The sequence below is a fragment of the Microbacterium sp. Mcb102 genome (assembly GCF_024519805.1).
In the GTDB taxonomy this organism is placed as follows: domain Bacteria; phylum Actinomycetota; class Actinomycetes; order Actinomycetales; family Microbacteriaceae; genus Microbacterium.
This window is the reverse complement of record NZ_JALJRG010000003.1, coordinates 233,225-250,885: the sequence shown is the minus strand read 5'-3', so window position 1 is coordinate 250,885 and position 17,661 is coordinate 233,225. Positions and strand designations below refer to the sequence as shown.

The following is a 17,661-nucleotide window of genomic DNA, read 5'->3' as shown; positions in this document are numbered from 1 at the left end:
CGGGACGGCGTCAGGCGGAGACGGGGATCCGGTTGGCCATCCGCCACGACGTGGGGGTCAGCCCGGTGCGGCGGCGGAACGCCCGGCTGAACCCCTCGTCCGAGGCGTAGCCCAGCTCGCGGGAGATCTCCGAGACACTGCGTCCGGCCTCGAGCATCCGCTTGGCCGCGTCCACGCGCACCTCGGTGACGTAGTCCGCGGGGGAGCGGCCGACCGCGTTGCGGAATCGCTCCGCGAAGGTCGAGCGTGACATGGCGCCGATGCTCGCGAGGCGTTCGACCGTCCAGTCGCGGCCGGGCTCCTCATGGATGGCGTCGACGACGCGGTCGAGGAACGGGTCGTTCGACACCGACGGCCAGCCCGCCGGTGCGCAGCCGTTCGCCGCCCAGGCGCGGATGACCGACAGCAGCACCGTCGTCGCCATCATGCGGCAGATGACCGGGTCGCCCTGACGGGCCGGGAGCACGGTGTGATCGACGAGGCCCATGTTCAGGGCGAGGGCCGCGGCGGCCGGCTCGATGTCGTCGAAACCGGTGACGGTGAGGAAGGGCGGAAGCAGGGCGGGCAGCGGCGAAGCCGCATCCGCGAGCACGATCTCGGCGATCATGAGGCTCGTGTCGCCCTGGGCCTCGAGCGCGAACGGTGTGCGGCCGAGTGTGAGGAAGGCATCGCCCGCGACGAGCACGTCGCGGCGGCTGCTCGGGTCGACCATGAGGCGGTGCGAGTCCCGGTCGACGTCGAGGCGGCAGCCGTCGCCGAGCGGCGGATGCCCGTGCACGCCGCCTTCGACGATGTACACGAGGGTGATGGCGCCGGTCGGGATCGGCAGCAGTGTGCCGGAGGCGAGCGACATCCGACGGCCGACGCCGACGCGGAGGTCGACGGCGCCGAGCACCTGCGAGATCGCGTCTGCGTCCACTGTCACCATGCCTTCGGCAACGCCTCCGTCGCGTCCGCTATTCCGCATCCGACTCCTTCGAGGCGCGAAACAGGTCGCATCGCTCCGGCGTTCTCAACCATTCGGTTGATTCGACGGCGATGACGGCCGGATACGGTGGGAGGACCCCCACCCGAGGAGTTCCGTGTTCCGCACCCCCGTCCGCCTGTTCCGAGTTCTCGCGATCGCGGAGGCGATCACCTGGACGATCCTGATCGCCGCGATCATCGCCCGTGCCGTCGGCGCGCCCGGGGTCGTGGTGACGGTGGGTGGCGGCATCCACGGATTCGTGTTCCTCGCCTATGCGGCGACGGCGATCCTGGTCGCGCTGAACCAGCGCTGGCACCCCGGCGTCGGTGTGCTCGCGGTGGTCAGCGCCGTGATCCCGTACGCGACGATCCCGATGGAGATCTGGCTGCACCGCACCGGGCGCCTCGACGGTGCCTGGCGTCTCGAGGCCACGGACGACCCGCGGGATCGTCGCTGGTACGACCGCCTGATGCGGTGGTTCCTGCGGCGGCCGTGGGTGCTGGCGCTGCTGCTGGCCGTCGGCATCGTGGCGCTGTACGTCATCCTGCTGCTGGTCGGCCCTCCCGGCGGCAAGTGAGCCGCCCCGGAGTGAGCCCGGTCGGCGTGGCGATCAGGGCGTGACGACGACCGCGTTCGCGTCGGTGACGGCGTCCATGATCTTCTCCGCGTCGTTGGCCATGCAGTCCACGATCGTGTAGAGACCGACTCCGGTCTGCGTGAACGCGCGGGCGGCCATGAGCCACGACCGAGAACCCTCCACCGCGCTGACCTGACGCATCTCGACGCCGCCGTTGCCGCCCGCCATGTAGCTGAACTCGCCGGTGGTGGCGACGGGGGTGATGTCGGCCGTCGGGGTCTCCAGCAGCACGCCGAGGATCGCATCGGACGACGCGCTGTCATCGCCGTCGACGACGGGCACATCGGTCATGTGGCCCTGCCAGAACCGCACCGTGCAGGTGCCGTCTGCCGTGCCGTAAGTCCAGCCGCCGTTGCCGTCGTCGGGCGAGATCGTCTCCCACTGCTCGTCGGCGATGAATCCGTCGCCCCACTCGATGTAGGTGTCGGGATCGAGGTCGAGGCCCTCCTCGAAGGTCAGCGTCGTGCCGGGGGTGCCGCCTTCCGGGGCGTCCGTCCCGTCGGTCTCCGTGCCGGGCGACGGCGCCGCAGAGGGATCTGCTGCGGGGATCTGCGCGTACAGGCATCCGCTCAGGGGCAGGATCGCGAGCGTCACGATGGCGGCGGCGGTGCCGAGGCGGCGGGTGGCGGAGGCGGTCCACATCATGCCCGTCAGCCTAGCCACTTCAGGCGCGTCGGACGGGCTGCTGCAGCTCGGTGACCCAGTCCGACTGGTCGTCCGACACGGCGCGGACGTAGAGCTCTCGGCACGGCCCATCGTGCACCAGACCGCGGGCGAAGATCTCGGTGTGGATGCCGTGCCAGCTCTCGGCGATGCGGTCCATCGACCCGAGGTGGATGCCGCACACCGCTTCGTTCGCGGCCGGGAGTTCGATGATCTCGAACCCGTCGCGGGCGGGGCCGGAGTATGTGTACCCGACGACGACCTGCAAGCCGTCGTCGAGCGTCTCGTACTGGGCGATCGGAGTGGAGAGCGAGTGCTCGTCGCCGATGATCGCCGCCACGGCGTCGAACGACGGGCCCACGACGGCGGCGACGGACGACTGATCGGCGACGACGGTGCGGATGGCGGCGAGGCGGACGGCCGGGAGGGGCTTGTCGACGATCTCGATCGGGGACATGTGGTTCTCTTTCTCGATGAGGTGGAGGCGCCGCTCCACGTCGACGAGTCTCTCTGCGGCGACCCGGTGCTCCAGCTCGACCTCCGCGCGGCGGATCCGCAGCAGGGAGGCGATGCGGTTGGCGTCGACACCTCGGTCGAGGATCGACGAGATGTCATCGAGCCCGAAGCCCAGCTGACGCAGGGCGACGATCCGATGCAGACGATCCAGTTGCGAGGGGTCGTAGGAGCGGTAGCCGCTGAACTCGTCCACGTGGGCGGGGACGAGCAGGCCGGCCGTGTCCCAGTGCCGCAGCATGCGGTGGGTCACCTGGCCGATCTGCGCGAACGCTCCGATGGACAACATGTCTCTGTTCTCCCGTCTGCCACAGTGTCAGGGTCAAGTATCGCGTCCGGGATGTGTCGATCGATTTCGCGGCGGTGTGCGGCACCCCCGTGACCGCATATCGGTATTTTGTTTTGTGCGCCTGATCTGGCCCTTTGAATGTCGGTGGCCCCTGATTGACTCGAGATATGGCAGCACTGGTGGATGCGACGGTCGAGCAGGTGGGGACGCTCGCCGAGCTCACCGACATGCTCGTCGGGTTGGAGCGCACGATCAGCAGTCTGCAGGCCGCGCGTGACGGCGTGCTCGCGGTCGGTTCCCGGCTGGCGCTGCAGGTGGCCGACGAGGCGGAGCATCCGGATTTCGGCGATCTGACCACCCGCACGGTCGCGGCAGAGATGGCGGCGGCGCTCCGGGTGAGCGACCGCACGGTGCAGGCACGGATGACGGAGGCGGTGTGGCGGGTGGAGCGCTTCCCGCTGGTGTGGGCGGCTCAGGGGGCCGGGCGCATCAGCGCCGCACATGCACGGGCGATCTGCGATGCGGCAGAGCATCTGGAAGACGCGGCCGATCGCGACGCATACTCCGCCGAAATGGTGCCGTTCGCCGAATCGGAATCGCCGAACCGGGTGTCGCGGCATGGTCGGCGCGTCGCGGAGCGGTTCCAGTCCCGGTCGGTCGACGAGCGGCACAAGGATGCGCGGGAGAAGCGGTCGGTGTGGGTGAAAGACGTCGGCGACGGCATGTCCCAGCTCGGGCTGCTCGGCCCCGCCGCGCTCGTGCACGGCGCATTCGAGCGACTGACGCAGATGGCGCAGGGCGTACAGGAGCAGGGTGAGGCGCAAGCGCAAGCGCCATCGCACGAGCCCGAATCGCCGGAGCGGGAGGACGTCGATCAGCGCACGGTCGCGCAACTCCGCGCCGATCTCGCGCTCGACCTGCTGCTCACCGGTGCTCCGGCGGGCCATGACACTCCTGAGGGACTTCTTGCCGCAATCCAGGGAGCGGTATCCGTCACCGTTCCGGTCACGACCCTGATGGGGCACGGTACGACTCCGGCCGAACTCGACGGGCGTACACCGATCGACACCGGCACGGCGAAAGCTCTTGCGGGAGCGGCGTCCGGGTGGGATCGGATCCTCACCCACCCGATCACCGGCGCGCTCCTCGCGGTCGACCGCTACCGGCCCGGTTCCGAACTGAAACGGCATCTGCGCGCACGGGATCAACGCTGCCGATTCCCCGCCTGCGGGTATGCGGCCCGCGACTGCGATATCGACCATCATCACGATGCCGCCCGCGGCGGGCCGACCGTCGCGAGAAATCTGGGCCACCTCTGCCGCCGCCATCACGTGCTCAAACACCATTCGCCGTGGGTCGTCGAAGTGCTCGGCGACGGCGCCTATGCCTGGACGAGTCCGACGGGCAGGGTCTACGTCGATCGGGAGCAGCCTCAGAACACCGTGACGTTCGTCGAGGATCACGCGCTCGCACCCTTCTGATCAGGGGCAAGGGAGTGTGCGCGGGGCCGTTCGGGGTGCGGTTCCGCAAAGTTGAGTCGACTCGTATCAAGTTGATTTGACACGGTCGATGCTCGAGCGTACAGTTGAGCCATCGCGACTCAGGTTTCCCTGATCGCCGCAGATTTCCGCACCACAACGAACATCCAGTTCAACGAAACTTCCAACAAAGGAGAGAACACATGGCACGTGCTGTCGGTATCGACCTCGGAACCACCAACTCCGTCGTCAGCGTCCTCGAGGGTGGCGAGCCCAAGGTCATCGCCAACGCCGAGGGCTTCCGCACGACCCCCTCGGTCGTGGCCTTCACCAAAGACGGGGAGGTGCTCGTCGGTGAGACCGCGAAGCGCCAGGCCGTCACCAACGTCGACCGGACGATCGCTTCCGTCAAGCGCCACATGGGCACCGACTGGAGCTTCGACGTCGACGGCAAGAAGTGGACGCCGCAGGAGATCTCCGCGCGCATCCTCATGAAGCTCAAGCGCGACGCCGAGTCGTACCTGGGTGACACGGTGACCGACGCGGTCATCACGGTCCCCGCGTACTTCAACGACGCCGAGCGTCAGGCCACCAAGGAGGCCGGCGAGATCTCGGGCCTCAACGTCCTGCGCATCATCAACGAGCCGACCGCGGCCGCTCTGGCCTACGGCCTCGACAAGGGCAAGGAAGACGAACTCATCCTGGTCTTCGACCTGGGTGGTGGAACCTTCGACGTGTCGCTGCTCGAGGTGGGCAAGGACGACGACTTCTCCACGATCCAGGTGCGCTCGACCGCCGGTGACAACCGTCTCGGTGGAGACGACTGGGACCAGCGTCTCGTCGACTACCTGATCAAGCAGTTCAAGGAGACCACGGGCGTCGACGTCTCGGGTGACAAGATCGCCCTGCAGCGTCTCAAGGAAGCTGCCGAGCAGGCGAAGAAGGAGCTCTCCTCCTCGACCTCGACCAGCATCAACCTGCCGTACCTGTCGCTGACGGAGTCCGGCCCGGTGTCGCTTTCCGAGACCATCACCCGCGCGAAGTTCGAGGACCTCACGAAGGACCTGCTCGACCGCACCAAGAAGCCGTTCGAGGATGTCATCCGCGAAGCCGGCATCAAGGTCTCCGAGATCGACTACATCGTGCTCGTCGGTGGATCGACGCGTATGCCCGCGGTCGCCGAGCTCGTCAAGCGCGAGACCGGCAAGGACGCGAACAAGGGCGTCAATCCGGATGAGGTCGTCGCCGTCGGAGCCGCGCTCCAGGCCGGTGTCCTCAAGGGCGAGCGCAAGGACGTCCTCCTCATCGACGTCACGCCCCTGAGCCTCGGGATCGAGACCAAGGGCGGCATGATGACCAAGCTCATCGAGCGCAACACGGCCATCCCGACCAAGCGCAGCGAGACCTTCACCACGGCAGACGACAACCAGCCGTCCGTCGCGATCCAGGTCTTCCAGGGTGAGCGTGACTTCACGCGCGACAACAAGCCGCTCGGCACGTTCGAGCTGACGGGTATCGCTCCGGCTCCCCGTGGCATCCCGCAGATCGAGGTCACCTTCGACATCGACGCCAACGGCATCGTGCACGTGTCCGCCAAGGACAAGGGCACCGGCACCGAGAAGTCGATCGTCATCTCCGGCGGCTCCTCGCTGTCGAAGGAAGACATCGAGCGCATGGTGCGCGAGGCCGAGGAGCACGCGGCCGAGGACAAGGCGCGCCGCGAGGCCGCCGAGGTCCGCAACCAGGCCGAGACGCTCGCGTACTCGATCGACAAGCTGATCACCGAGAACGACGACAAGCTGCCCGAAGACGTGAAGACCGAGGTCAAGGCCGACGTCGACGCGCTCAAGACGGCGCTGGCCGGCGAAGACGACGAGGCCGTGAAGACCGCGTTCGACAAGCTCAACCAGTCCCAGTCCAAGCTCGGCGAGGCCATCTACGCCTCCTCGCAGGCGGATGCCGCAGCCGGCGCTTCGGCTGAGGGCGAGGCCCCGGCCGGTGACGCTCCCTCCTCCGAGGAAGACGTCATCGACGCCGAGGTCGTCGACGACGAGGACGAGAAGAAGTAATCATGACGGACAAGAACTTCGACGAGAACCAGTTTCCTGAGTCCGCCGAAGGTCGCAGCGAGGGGTCGGATGCTCAGGCATCCGGCCCCGCGCCGCACCACCCGGACTCCCGCGAGGCGGCAGCCGCCGAGGGGGCGGACGAGACCCCGATCGACGGCGTCGTGAATCCCGAGACCGCCGACGACCTCACGGTCGACGACATCCTCGGAGCGACGCAGACCGGCGAGGCCGCGGCAGAAGACGCCGTGCTCGCCGACCTCGAGTCGACCCTGCTGAACGACCTCAAGCGCTTGCAGGCCGAGTACGCCAACTACCGTCGCCGCACCGAGGAGCAGCGCCAGGTCGAGATCGAGCGGGCGAAGGGCGAGGCCGCCAAGGGCCTGGTCCCCGTGCTCGATGATCTCGATCGCGCCGCTCAGCACGGCGACCTCATCGACGGCACCCCGTTCGCCGTGATCGCCGACAAGGTGCGCACGGTCGTGGAGCGTCTCGGAGTGGTCGCGTACGGCGAGAAGGGCGAGGAATTCGACCCGCAGCGCCACGAGGCCATCTTCCAGCAGCCGACTCCCGGCGTGGAGAAGACCACGATCCTCGAGGTCGTCGAGGTGGGCTACCGCCTCGGAGACGTCGAGCTGCGCCCCGCGAAGGTCGTCGTCGCTGTCCCTGCGGAGTAGGTGATCGATGGCCAGCCAGGATTGGTTCGACAAGGACTTCTACAAGACCCTCGGGGTCTCCAAGGACGTCAGCGATGCGGATCTGAAGAAGACGTATCGCAAGCTCGCGCGGAAGTACCACCCGGACTCCAATCAGGGTGATGCCAAAGCAGAGGCGAAGTTCAAGGAGATCAGCGAGGCCTACTCGGTGCTCTCCGACGCCGAACAGCGCAAGGAATACGACGAGATCCGCGCCATGGGCTCGGGCGCTCGCTTCACCGCGAGCGGTCAGGGCGCCGGCGGCTTCGAAGACGTGTTCAGCCGGTTCGGTCAGCAGGGCCGAGGGCAGACCGCCGACTTCGAGGACATCTTCGCGATGTTCAACCAGGGTCAGGGCGCGAGCTTCGGCAACGGGCGCTTCGGGCAGCCGAGCGGCGGCTACCGCGGTTACGGCGGCCCGCAGCGCGGCGCCGACGTCACCGCGCGCACCACGCTCGACTTCGTCACCGCCGTGCAGGGGGAGACCATCTCCCTGCAGGGCGAAGACGGCAAGCCCTTCAAGGTGAAGATCCCCGCGGGCGTCGCCGACGGGCAGAAGATCCGTCTGCGCGGCCGTGGCCGACCCTCGCCTGACGGCGGGGAGAACGGCGACATCGTGGTGCAGATCGCGGTGCGTCCGCACCCGGTCTTCACCCGTGACGGCCTCAACCTGCGTGTCGTGGTCCCGGTCACGTTCACCGAGGCGACACTCGGCGCGACGATCGAGGTTCCGACGCTCGGCGGCGACGTGGTCAAGCTCCGGGTCGCACCCGGCACCCCCTCCGGGCGGGTGCTGCGCGTGAAGGGCCGCGGAGTCGCGACATCGAAGGGCACGGGCGACCTGCTCGCCGAGCTCCAGGTCGCGGTGCCCACGCACCTCGACGACGCCGCACGTGAGGCGCTGCAGAAGTTCCAGGAGCTCGAGCCCGAGGAGAACCCGCGGGCCGAGCTGATGGCCAAGGCGCGGCGATGACCGATCGTCGAAGCGGGCACCGGGGGCGGAGGCGTTCATGATGAATGCTGACACCCCGGTGTTCGCGATCGCGGCCGCCGCGGAGCTCTCCGGCCTCCACCCGCAGACGCTGCGGCAGTACGACCGCATCGGGCTCGTGGTCCCCGGGCGCACCACGGGCGGCTCCCGCCGCTATTCCCCCCGCAACATCGAGCAGCTGCGCGAGGTCGCCCAGCTCTCCTCCGAAGGCGTGAGCCTTCCCGCGATCGCGCGCCTGCTGGATCTCGAAGACGAGAACCGGATGCTGCGCGATCGCATCGCCGTGCTCGAGGGCGCCCTGCGCACCGAGCGCGAGAATCGTCCCGGCGTGCGCGTGTTCGCCGCCGGCTCCGCGGGGGTCGTCCCGATGCCGACCGGCCGCCGCATCCGACGCTCGACCGAGGTCGTGCTCTGGGATCCGCGCGGGAGCGCCTAGGCGCCGAGTCGATCGCGGTGTGTATCCTGTCAACAGTTAACAGGAGGTCACCATGACGCAGTCCGTGAAGCGTGGAGAGTCCCTCGGCGCGCAGGTGGCCCGTGTCCTGCGGCAGCGCATCGTGCGCGGCGAGCTCGCCCCCGGCGCGCGTATCACCGAGGAGGCCCTGGCCGAGGAGTTCTCGGTCAGCCGCGGACCGGTGCGCGACGCCCTCACCCAGCTCAGCTTCGAGAAGCTCGTCGAGGTGCAGCGCCCCCGCGGCGTGTACATCGTCGGGCTCACCCACGACGACGTCGATCAGCTCTACAGCCTGCGCGGCGCCCTCGAGCAGCTCGCGCTCTCCCGGGCGATGCGCGTCGAAGACGACTCCCGATGGACCGCGATGGCGGCCGCCGTCGGGCGCATGGGAGAGGCCGCGGATGCCGGTGATCACGCGGCCTTCGTCGCCGCCGACCTCGAATTCCACTCGCAGATCTATGCCCTCGCCGACCACCCCCGTCTGGAGGGCGCCTGGAACCAGTACCTCCCGACCTTCACCGCGCTGCTCGAGGTCACGATCAACCACGACGAAGACCTGCACGAGTCGTCCGGCGACCACGTCAAGCTCATGGACGTGATGCGCAGCGGAAAGCCCGCGCAGGCCGCGAAGGTGCTGTCCGAGCACCTCGACGGTGCCCGCGAGCGCATGCTCGCCGAGATCGCCGCCCGCGCCTGACCGCGAGCATCCGTCGATCGAGAGGCTGCGTCGGTCGGGAGGTTGCGTCAGTGTTGACTGTTAACAGTCAACACTGCTAGCCTCAGGGGGTCGACAACAAGGTCGACCCACGTAGAGGAGCAAAGATGCCCCGCAAGCGCATCACCCGGGCGGCCGCCGCGATCGCCGCCCTCGCAGCCACCGCTCTCATCGTCTCGGCCTGCACCAAGGTCGAAGAGGGCGAAGAGGCCGGCTCGGCCTTCCCCGAGAACGACATCCGGCTCATCATCCAGGCCAACCCCGGCGGAGGATCCGACCTCTCGTCGCGCGCGCTCGCCACGGAGCTCGAGAAGATCCTCGACGTCAGCGTCATCCCGGAGAACATGCCCGGTGCCGCCGGTGCCCTCGCGATGGAGTACGTGGGCGCGCAGGATCCCGACGGCTACGTCATCGGATTCGCGCCCGTCGAGATCGCCATGCTGAACACCACGCAGGGCGCCAACGTGCAGCCGGAGGACTTCGACCTGCTCGGCCAGATCATGCTCGCCCCCGGCGTCGTCACGGTCGGCGCGAACAGCGGCATCGAGACCCTCGAAGACCTCGTCACCCAGGCGAAGGCCGGTGCGGTCACCGTCGCGAACTCGGGTGCCGGCTCCATCTGGGAGGCGGCGACCATCGGACTCGGCAGTGCGACCGACGCCGAGTTCACCTCGGTGCCCTACGACGGCGGAGCGACGGCCGTCGCCGCAGCCGCCTCGGGTGAGACCGTCGCGGCCGTCTCGGGCCTCGGCGAGGCTTTGGCGCAGGGCGACGCGGTGCGCATCCTCGCCGTCATGAACGACGAGCGCCACCCCGATGCGGAAGACGTCGAGACGGTCGAAGAGGCCATCGGCGAAAACGTCATCTTCGGCGGCTGGGGTGGAATCTACGCCCCGAAGGGCCTGCCCGACGACGTGAAGTCGACCCTCGAGGCCGCGGTCAAGGATGCCGTCGAGTCGGACAGCTACCAGAAGTTCCAGGCCGACGCCGGGAACCTGGTCGTCTACCGCGACTCCGCCGAGTGGACCACGTTCGTCGACGAGCAGTTCGACCTGTTCAAGGACCTCCTGGGCTGAGAAGGCCCGGCTGAGAACACTGCGGGGCCGGCGCAGGTCGGCCCCGCAGCCGTTCCTCTTCGACGAAAGAAGGAGCATGATGTCCACCCCCGACACCGAATACCAGGGCGCACCCGCATCCCGGCGTCTCGAGATCGTGTTCGCGGTCGTCGCCCTGGCCTTCACCTCCGGCTACCTCTTCCTCTCGACGCAGATCCCGCTGCGCCGCGAAGCCGCTCCCGGGCAGATCGACGCCCGCTTCTGGCCCCTCGTCATCGGAGTCACCGGAGTGGTCGTCGCCATCGCGCTGCTCGCCGTCGCGGTCACCCGCCCGGCCCCGACCCGCGAAGACCTCGAGCGCATCCAGCCCGGCGGTTACCTGCGCGTCATCGCCACCCTCGCCATCACCGGTGCCTTCATCGCACTGTGGTCGCTAGGCTCGGTCATCCTCTTCGGCTACCGCGTCGAGGTCTTCCCCGTCGCCGCCGCCCTCTTGATGGCCGCCCTCATGCTCCTCTACGGCCACCGCCGCTGGCTGAGCCTCATCATCTACTCCGCCTCGGTCACGGCGTTCGTCTACGTCGTGTTCGGGATGCTCCTGAGGATTCCCCTGTGAACGCGCTCATGGAGGGGCTGAACTCGCTCCTCGACATCTCGATCCTGCTCTACATGCTCGTCGGCCTCCTGCTCGGCTTCATGGTCGGAGCCTTCCCCGGCATCACCGCGACCATGGCCGTCGCCCTCGCCGCCGGATTCACGATGACCCTCGAGCCCGTGCAGGGCCTCGCGGTGCTGCTGACCATCTACGTCGCCGCGAACTTCGGCGACCGGGTGCCGTCGATCCTCATCAACACCCCCGGCACTCCGGCATCCATCGCCACCACCCTCGACGGATATCCGATGGCCAAGCAGGGGAGGGCAGGACTCGCCCTGACCATCTCCGCGATCGTCTCGGCGGTCGGCATCCTCGCCTCCCTCGTGCTCTTCGCCGTCGCCGCCGTGCCCATCGCCAGCTTCGCCCGCGACTACTTCAAGTCGCCCGAGCTGTTCGCCCTGGTGGTCTTCGGCATCGCGATCATGATCGGCATCTCGTCGAAGTCGATGCTCAAGGGCATCCTCGCCGGACTCTTCGGCCTCATGCTCGGCAGCGTCGGCACCTACGCCGCGACCGCCGACCAGCGCTTCACCTTCGGAGTCCTCGAACTCGTCGAGGGTGTGAACTTCATCGCCGTCATCATCGGACTCTTCGGCATCGCCGAGCTGTTCGACCAACTGCTCACGTACCGGAAGTCGGCCGTGCGTCCGATCTCGAGCCTCGGCCGCTGGTGGCCGAACCGCGCCGAGCTGAGGCAGAGCGGGCGGGCGACCGCGGTCGGCGGCGCCGTCGGACTCGGCGTCGGTCTCATCCCCGCGGCGGGTGGCGACATCGCCGGACTCATCGGCTGGGAGCGTGCACGCAAGGTGTCGAAGCATCCCGAGATGTTCGGCAAGGGATCCATCGAGGGCGTCGCCGCGAGTGACACCGCATCCAGCGCCACGCTCGGCGGCTCGCTCACCACGACCATGGCGCTCGGCATCCCCGGCGACTCGGTCATGGCCGTGATGATCGGGTCGATGATCATCTGGGGCATCACCCCCGGACCGACGCTGTTCACCAACCGCCCGGACCTCGTTGTCTCCATCGTCGGCATCATGCTGATCGCGACGATCCTGTCGCTGGTGCTGAGCCTCATCCGCATGAAGGGCATGGTGAAGCTCCTCGATGTGCCGCAGCCGTACCTGTGGAGCGGAATCCTCATCTTCTGCATCATCGGCACCTACGCCACCTCGAACAGCCTCTCGACGGTCGTCACCATGCTCGTCTTCGGCGTGATCGGCGTGCTGCTCAAGCGCATGCAGGTTCCCGCCGGCCCCATCGTGCTCGGTCTCCTCCTCGGGCCGCTCGCCGAGGAGAACCTCGCCCGCACGCTGGCGATCCTTCCCACGCGCCCGTTCTTCGAGGTCGTCAGCCCCATCGCGATCGTGCTGCTCGCGCTGGCCGTGCTCTCGATCGTGATGCCGGCGATCCGTGCGGCCCGCAGACCTCGCGCCGAGCGCGCGGCGCTCGCGGACTCGATCCTGCACGACGACAGCATCCAGCAGATCGAGAAGGCGCACGACGAGCTCGCCGCGCAGCCGGATCTGCTCACCTCCACCGTCCGCAACGTCGACGCGCCCACGCGCCGTGCCCGCAAGTCCCGCAAGAACTCCGAGGAGACCGAGAAGTGACCCGCTACGACATCCTGACCGCCGTTCCGACCGCGTTCCGCCGCGACGGCAGCCTCGACCTCGAGGGGTCGCGTGCGATCTTCCGCTTCGTCGGCCGATCGGGCAACGAGGGCGCGTTCATCCTCGGCACGACCGGGGAGTTCCCCGCCGTCGATGTCGCCGAGTTCACGGCCCTCGTCGCCGCCGCCGTCGAAGAGCTGCAGGACCGGATGCGCGTCATCGTGCACGTCGGCCAGCCCAGCACCTTCGAGGCGGTGCGGCTCGTCGAGATCGCCAAGGGTCTCGACGTGACCGAGTTCGCCGCCCTCACGCCGTACTACCTGAAGTCGACCGAGGATGCGATCTTCGACTACTTCCAGGCGGTGTCGGATGCCGTCGGCGACGGGCGCCTCTACGTCTACATCTACCCGGCGCGCAGCGGCAACACCGTCTCGCCCGAACTGCTGGTGCGGCTCGCTGCGCTGCCGAACATCGTGGGGGCGAAGCTCAGCGAGCTGTCCCTCGACGAGATCGCTGCGTATCGCGCCGTCGTCCCCGCCGACTTCGAGCTGTACACCGGCGCCGACCGCGACCTCATCGCCGCCGTCGACGCCGGTGCGCAGGGCGTCGTGTCCGGGGTCTCGTCCGTCACCCCCAAGCCGTTCCGCGCCCTGGCCGACGCCGGACGATCGGGCGACGCCGAGGCGATCGCCGCCGCCCAGGCCGCGGTCGACGATGTCGTCTCCCTGATCGGCGGAGACATGGCCCGCATGAAGGAGGCGTACCGGGTGCTCGACGTCGTCGACGCCTACTGCCGCATGGCGATCGCCGAGCCGACCGCAGCCGAGCGCACCGCCGTCGCCGAGGTCGTCGCCGCGCACCGCTGACCGGGGCCCTCGCCGGAGGCCGATCACAGGAGATGGAAAAGTGCGCTTCCTAGCGTGGAAGCAGGGAACGACCCTGCTCCGCGCCTGGCGCGCGGGTGTCCTGCCACGAAGGAAGAACTCCTCATGACGAACACCAAAGCCTCCTCCGCCGCCCCGTCGCTGGGACTCCTCGTCCTGCGCGTCGTGGTCGGTGCGATCTTCGCCGCGCACGGCGCGCAGAAGATCTTCGAGTTCACGCTCCCCGGAACGATCGGCAGCTTCGCGGGCATGGGGATCCCCCTCCCCGAGATCGCGGCGCCGGTCGTCGCATTCGTCGAACTCGTCGGCGGACTGCTGCTGATGCTCGGGCTCTTCACGCGCCCGGTCGGCATCCTGCTGGCGGTCGACATGATCGTCGCGCTCGTCGCCGTGCACCTGCCCGCCGGGCTCTGGGTCGGAGAGGGCGGATACGAGTTCGTCGCCGTCCTCGGCGCCGCGGCGCTGGCCCTCGCGTTCACCGGCGCCGGGCGGTTCTCGGTCGACGGTGCATTCCTGCGCGGTCGAGCACCGGCCTGGCTCGCCTGACCGGAGAGCAGTGACACGGATGCCGCGGGGTGGACCCCCGCGGCATCCGTCGTATCCGGGGGATACGTGCGTTCTCCGGAGTGAGAAGACACGATAAGGTTGCGTAACCATTTCATTCTTGACACCGCTGTGAATGCGGAGTTATGGTGATGAAACCGATTTCACGCAGACCCGGCGAGAACTCGGATGCACCGTCGCATAGAACTTGCTGCCCAAAGGAGTGAACAGTGAAGTCGAACCACGCACACCCGTCCCGCCGCGCACGCGCGCTGCGGATCACCGGCCTCGTCGCCGCCGCGACCATCGCCCTGGCCGGATGCGCCGCCGGCGACGACTCGTCGGATGCCGGAAGCGCCGGGGGAGAGCTCACGTTCTCCAACTGGCAGTTCCTCGAAGACGGCAAGGGCCCGATCATCTGGGACGCCGTCAAGGGCTACACCGGCCCCGACGACAACATCGAGCTGACCAAGGTCGAGATCCCGTTCGCGAACTACGCCGACAAGCTCAGCACCGAGCTGGGTGCCGGCGGCGGCCCCGACGTGATGGTCCTCCAGGACAGCCAGTTCGCCTCGCTCGTCGACGCCGGCGTGCTCGAGCCGCTCGACGACATCGCCGATGAGCTCGGCGACACGCTCAACAACACGAACGAGGCCGGAGTCTTCGACGGCGGGCAGTACGGCTTCAACTGGGAGCGCCCGACCTACAGCACCGTCATCTACAACAAGGACATCTTCGCCGAGCTGGGGCTGGAGGTCCCGACGACGTTCGACGAGTTCCTCACCACGGCGAAGACGATCAAGGACGAGCTGGGCATCTCCGGCTGGGCCGGCCGTCACCAGACCGCCGAGATCGACGGCTGGACGCTGGAGATGGCGAACTGGATCTACGGATTCGGCGGCGAGCTCAGCGACGGGAAGAAGCTGACCATCGACAAGGCCGAGAACGTCGAGGCCGTCGAGGCGTTCCTCGAGACGTTCGCCTCGGGCGTCGCCCCCATCGGCGACGACGCGTCGACCTTCCGTGCGAAGTTCGGCCAGGGCCAGGTCGGGATGCTGTTCGAGAACTCCGGTGTCGCGACGACCATCACGAGCAACCCGGACAACGCCGTGAACGGACAGAACATGGGCGCGGCTCCGCTGCCGCTCGCGAACCCCGGCTCGAACTCGCAGCTGATCATCGCCGTCAACGCGAACAGCGACAACAAGGAGGCCGCCAAGGACTTCGTGCGCTGGGTGCTCGGAGAGGAGGGGCAGACCGCCATCCGTGCCGGCCTCGGCGCCTCCGCCATGGCCACCGACGTCGAGCCGGACGCTGCCTTCCTCGAGGCCAACCCGTGGGCGACGCAGTTCCTCGAGGCCGCCAAGACCTCGAAGTCGACCCTCGTCGAGGGCTTCGAGACCGAGAGCAAGGTCGTCTGGCGCGAGGTCCTCACCGCGGTCGAAGACCTGCGGGTCAACGGCGGCGACGTGAAGGCGAAGCTGGCCGAGGTTCAGGAGAACCTCGAAGCCGAACTCGGCTGAGCACCCCGAGGGGCGGGCGTGACCCCCGCCGCCCGCCCCTCGGCCATCCCCGCGACACGCGAAAGGACACCCGGCCATGGCCACCCCCACGCTCGAGGCGCGACCCACGACGCCCTCAGCTTCGCCGCCACGGCGACGCCGCGACACCGGCGCGATCGGACGCTTCATCGAGCGCAACGGCGCCTACCTCTTCCTCTTCCCGGCGATCGCGTACCTGGCGGTCTTCACGGTCTTCCCCCTGATCCGCGGCGTGCTGCTGTCGTTCACGGCGACCAAGCTGGTCAACCCCGCCGGGGGACGGCCGGTCGGCATGGAGAACTACGAGTACCTGCTGTCGAGCGACAAGTTCTGGTCGTCCGTCATCACGACCCTCCTCTACACGCTCTTCACGGTGGTCTTCTCGGTCGGCATCGGAACCGCCGGAGCGCTGCTGCTCAACACCGCCTTCAAGGGGCGCGGCATCATCCGTGCCATCGCGACGATCCCGTGGGCCGTGCCGACAGTGGCCGCCGCCCTCATCTTCGTCTGGATCTACAACAACGAGCAGGGCATCCTGAACCGCACCACCGCAGCTCTCGGCCTCGGTGAGCACGGCTGGCTCGTCGATCCGAAGTACGGGCTGTTCGCGGTGACGCTCGCGACGGTCTGGAAGCTCACGCCGCTCGTGATGCTGGTCATGCTCAGCGCCCTGCAGAGCGTGCCGCACGAGCTCCGCGAAGCGACCTGGGTCGACGGCGCCACCCGCTTCCAGTCCTTCCGCGCGGTCACCCTGCCCCACATCATGCCGACCGTGCGCGTCATCACGCTGCTCATGACGATCTGGTCGATCCGACGCTTCGAGATCATCTTCCTGATCACCGGTGGGGGACCGCTCGACGTCACCAACACGCTCGTCGTGAACGTCTACCGCACCGCGTTCCAGGATCAGAACCTCGGACGCGCCGCGGCCATCGGCGCCCTCGGCCTGGTGCTGTCGCTGCTGGTCACCGTCGTCTACTTCATCGTCGAGCAGATCCAAGAACGTCAGGAGAGCCAGCGATGACCACCGTGCGCATCCCCACCGATCTTCCGCGTCGCCGCGGGATCGGCGCCAAGTTCGGCAGCCTCGGCAAGGCCGTCCTCATCACACTGCTCGTCGTCTTCGCCGGATTCCCGGTGTACTGGATGCTGGCGACCTCGCTCGGCACCGAAGCTTCGCTCTACGGTGGCAGCCAGCCGCTGCTCCCCGAGGTGCAGAACATCGGCCAGTGGGGCGGCTTCCTCTCCGACATCCCGATCCTGCGCTGGCTCGGCAACTCGTTCGTGATCGCCGCCGGCACCACGATCCTCAGCCTCGTGCTGGCGACCATGGCCGCCTATGCGCTCAGCCGGTACAAGTTCCACGGCCGCGGCGTCGCCGGCTTCATCTTCTTCAGCACGCAGATGCTGCCGGAGGCGCTGATCATCGTCCCGCTGTACGCGATCTTCGCCGGCGCCGGGCTGCTCAACAGCCACTGGGGACTCGTCCTCGCCGACACCGCGTTCGTGATGCCGGTGAGCATGTTCATCATCAAGAGCGGCATCGACAAGATCCCGTACGAGATCGAGGAGTCGGCCCGCATCGACGGCTGCTCGCGCCTGCGCATCCTGACCACGATCGTGCTCCCGCTGATCATGCCGAGCATCGCAGCCGCGGCCGTCATCGCGTTCTTCGACGGCTGGAACGAGTTCATGTTCGCGAACACCTTCATCTCGTCGTCCGACCTGTGGCCGGCATCCGTGGGGCTGTCGTCGTTCCTCGGGCAGTTCTACACGCCGATGAACATCGTCATGTTGTGCGCGCTGCTGTTCGCGCTGCCCGCGATCATCTTCTTCCTGTGGGCGCAGCGCGGCATCGTGTCCGGGCTCACCGCGGGATCCGTCAAGGGCTGACCGCCCTGC

At 68.1% G+C, this 17,661-nt stretch carries 18 protein-coding genes; 15 read left to right on the top strand and 3 right to left on the bottom strand.

Going from position 1 to position 17,661, the window contains the following annotated elements:
• Positions 1-10: 10 nt before the first annotated feature.
• A complete protein-coding gene (locus OC372_RS10135) occupies positions 11-928 on the bottom strand; it encodes a helix-turn-helix domain-containing protein (protein WP_262001799.1) in 918 nt (305 codons plus the stop codon).
• Positions 929-1,082: 154 nt separating this feature from the next.
• Here OC372_RS10135 and OC372_RS10130 point away from each other — a divergent pair, with 154 nt between their 5' ends.
• Positions 1,083-1,544, top strand: a complete 462-nt coding sequence (locus OC372_RS10130; RefSeq protein ID WP_262001797.1) for a DUF3817 domain-containing protein — start codon at positions 1,083-1,085, stop codon at positions 1,542-1,544.
• Positions 1,545-1,577: 33 nt separating this feature from the next.
• On the opposite strand, the gene OC372_RS10125 is transcribed toward OC372_RS10130, so the two are convergent.
• Positions 1,578-2,249: a hypothetical protein gene (locus OC372_RS10125; protein ID WP_029261329.1), complete on the bottom strand. Its 672-nt coding sequence runs from the start codon at positions 2,247-2,249 to the stop codon at positions 1,578-1,580.
• Positions 2,250-2,268: 19 nt separating this feature from the next.
• Positions 2,269-3,069 carry a MerR family transcriptional regulator gene (locus OC372_RS10120; RefSeq protein WP_262001796.1) on the bottom strand — a complete coding sequence of 267 codons (801 nt, stop codon included), beginning with the start codon at positions 3,067-3,069 and terminating at the stop codon, positions 2,269-2,271.
• A gap of 167 nt (positions 3,070-3,236) precedes the next feature.
• Here OC372_RS10120 and OC372_RS10115 point away from each other — a divergent pair, with 167 nt between their 5' ends.
• From OC372_RS10115 to OC372_RS10050, 14 genes are all read left to right on the top strand, one after another.
• Positions 3,237-4,550, top strand: a complete 1,314-nt coding sequence (locus OC372_RS10115) for an HNH endonuclease signature motif containing protein (RefSeq protein WP_105711537.1) — start codon at positions 3,237-3,239, stop codon at positions 4,548-4,550.
• A 200-nt stretch (positions 4,551-4,750) separates the two neighbouring features.
• A complete protein-coding gene (gene dnaK / locus OC372_RS10110; RefSeq protein ID WP_262001793.1) occupies positions 4,751-6,616 on the top strand; it encodes a molecular chaperone DnaK in 1,866 nt (621 codons plus the stop codon).
• Between the two features lie 2 nt (positions 6,617-6,618).
• Positions 6,619-7,290, top strand: a complete 672-nt coding sequence (locus OC372_RS10105; protein ID WP_105711539.1) for a nucleotide exchange factor GrpE — start codon at positions 6,619-6,621, stop codon at positions 7,288-7,290.
• Between the two features lie 7 nt (positions 7,291-7,297).
• On the top strand, positions 7,298-8,281 hold the full coding sequence (locus tag OC372_RS10100) for a DnaJ C-terminal domain-containing protein (protein WP_029261334.1): 984 nt from the start codon (positions 7,298-7,300) through the stop codon (positions 8,279-8,281).
• Positions 8,282-8,321: 40 nt separating this feature from the next.
• Positions 8,322-8,735, top strand: coding sequence for a heat shock protein transcriptional repressor HspR (locus OC372_RS10095; RefSeq protein WP_029261335.1), 414 nt, complete (start codon positions 8,322-8,324; stop codon positions 8,733-8,735).
• Between the two features lie 52 nt (positions 8,736-8,787).
• Positions 8,788-9,450: a GntR family transcriptional regulator gene (locus tag OC372_RS10090; RefSeq protein ID WP_029261340.1), complete on the top strand. Its 663-nt coding sequence runs from the start codon at positions 8,788-8,790 to the stop codon at positions 9,448-9,450.
• 125 nt (positions 9,451-9,575) lie between these two features.
• A complete protein-coding gene (locus tag OC372_RS10085; protein WP_262001789.1) occupies positions 9,576-10,544 on the top strand; it encodes a tripartite tricarboxylate transporter substrate binding protein in 969 nt (322 codons plus the stop codon).
• A 76-nt stretch (positions 10,545-10,620) separates the two neighbouring features.
• Positions 10,621-11,139 carry a tripartite tricarboxylate transporter TctB family protein gene (locus tag OC372_RS10080; protein ID WP_262001787.1) on the top strand — a complete coding sequence of 173 codons (519 nt, stop codon included), beginning with the start codon at positions 10,621-10,623 and terminating at the stop codon, positions 11,137-11,139.
• Positions 11,136-12,791, top strand: coding sequence for a tripartite tricarboxylate transporter permease (locus OC372_RS10075; protein WP_262001785.1), 1,656 nt, complete (start codon positions 11,136-11,138; stop codon positions 12,789-12,791). Before OC372_RS10080 ends, OC372_RS10075 begins: the two co-directional genes overlap by 4 nt.
• Positions 12,788-13,657, top strand: coding sequence for a dihydrodipicolinate synthase family protein (locus OC372_RS10070; RefSeq protein ID WP_262001783.1), 870 nt, complete (start codon positions 12,788-12,790; stop codon positions 13,655-13,657). Before OC372_RS10075 ends, OC372_RS10070 begins: the two co-directional genes overlap by 4 nt.
• Before the next feature lie 123 nt (positions 13,658-13,780).
• Positions 13,781-14,221: a DoxX family protein gene (locus OC372_RS10065; RefSeq protein ID WP_105711546.1), complete on the top strand. Its 441-nt coding sequence runs from the start codon at positions 13,781-13,783 to the stop codon at positions 14,219-14,221.
• 227 nt (positions 14,222-14,448) lie between these two features.
• Complete coding sequence (locus OC372_RS10060) at positions 14,449-15,741, top strand: ABC transporter substrate-binding protein (protein WP_091031893.1); 1,293 nt, start codon at positions 14,449-14,451, stop codon at positions 15,739-15,741.
• Between the two features lie 76 nt (positions 15,742-15,817).
• Positions 15,818-16,783 (top strand): carbohydrate ABC transporter permease, encoded by a 966-nt coding sequence (locus OC372_RS10055; protein ID WP_105711547.1) that lies wholly within the window; start codon positions 15,818-15,820, stop codon positions 16,781-16,783.
• Positions 16,780-17,652 (top strand): carbohydrate ABC transporter permease, encoded by an 873-nt coding sequence (locus OC372_RS10050; protein WP_081860046.1) that lies wholly within the window; start codon positions 16,780-16,782, stop codon positions 17,650-17,652. The genes OC372_RS10055 and OC372_RS10050 overlap by 4 nt, the downstream gene beginning before the upstream one ends.
• Positions 17,653-17,661 lie beyond the last annotated feature (9 nt).

Excerpts from the sequence above, each read along its gene's own strand:
- OC372_RS10055 (WP_105711547.1), top strand. The coding sequence starts at position 15,818 with ATGGCCACCCCCACGCTCGAGGCGCGACCCACGACGCCCTCAGCTTCG.
- OC372_RS10120 (WP_262001796.1), bottom strand. The coding sequence starts at position 3,069 with ATGTTGTCCATCGGAGCGTTCGCGCAGATCGGCCAGGTGACCCACCGC.
- OC372_RS10105 (WP_105711539.1), top strand. The coding sequence starts at position 6,619 with ATGACGGACAAGAACTTCGACGAGAACCAGTTTCCTGAGTCCGCCGAA.
- OC372_RS10095 (WP_029261335.1), top strand. The coding sequence starts at position 8,322 with ATGAATGCTGACACCCCGGTGTTCGCGATCGCGGCCGCCGCGGAGCTC.
- OC372_RS10125 (WP_029261329.1), bottom strand. The coding sequence starts at position 2,249 with ATGATGTGGACCGCCTCCGCCACCCGCCGCCTCGGCACCGCCGCCGCC.
- OC372_RS10050 (WP_081860046.1), top strand. The coding sequence starts at position 16,780 with ATGACCACCGTGCGCATCCCCACCGATCTTCCGCGTCGCCGCGGGATC.
- dnaK (WP_262001793.1), top strand. The coding sequence starts at position 4,751 with ATGGCACGTGCTGTCGGTATCGACCTCGGAACCACCAACTCCGTCGTC.
- OC372_RS10090 (WP_029261340.1), top strand. The coding sequence starts at position 8,788 with ATGACGCAGTCCGTGAAGCGTGGAGAGTCCCTCGGCGCGCAGGTGGCC.
- OC372_RS10115 (WP_105711537.1), top strand. The coding sequence starts at position 3,237 with ATGGCAGCACTGGTGGATGCGACGGTCGAGCAGGTGGGGACGCTCGCC.
- OC372_RS10135 (WP_262001799.1), bottom strand. The coding sequence starts at position 928 with ATGGTGACAGTGGACGCAGACGCGATCTCGCAGGTGCTCGGCGCCGTC.
- OC372_RS10080 (WP_262001787.1), top strand. The coding sequence starts at position 10,621 with ATGATGTCCACCCCCGACACCGAATACCAGGGCGCACCCGCATCCCGG.
- OC372_RS10065 (WP_105711546.1), top strand. The coding sequence starts at position 13,781 with ATGACGAACACCAAAGCCTCCTCCGCCGCCCCGTCGCTGGGACTCCTC.
- OC372_RS10085 (WP_262001789.1), top strand. The coding sequence starts at position 9,576 with ATGCCCCGCAAGCGCATCACCCGGGCGGCCGCCGCGATCGCCGCCCTC.
- OC372_RS10100 (WP_029261334.1), top strand. The coding sequence starts at position 7,298 with ATGGCCAGCCAGGATTGGTTCGACAAGGACTTCTACAAGACCCTCGGG.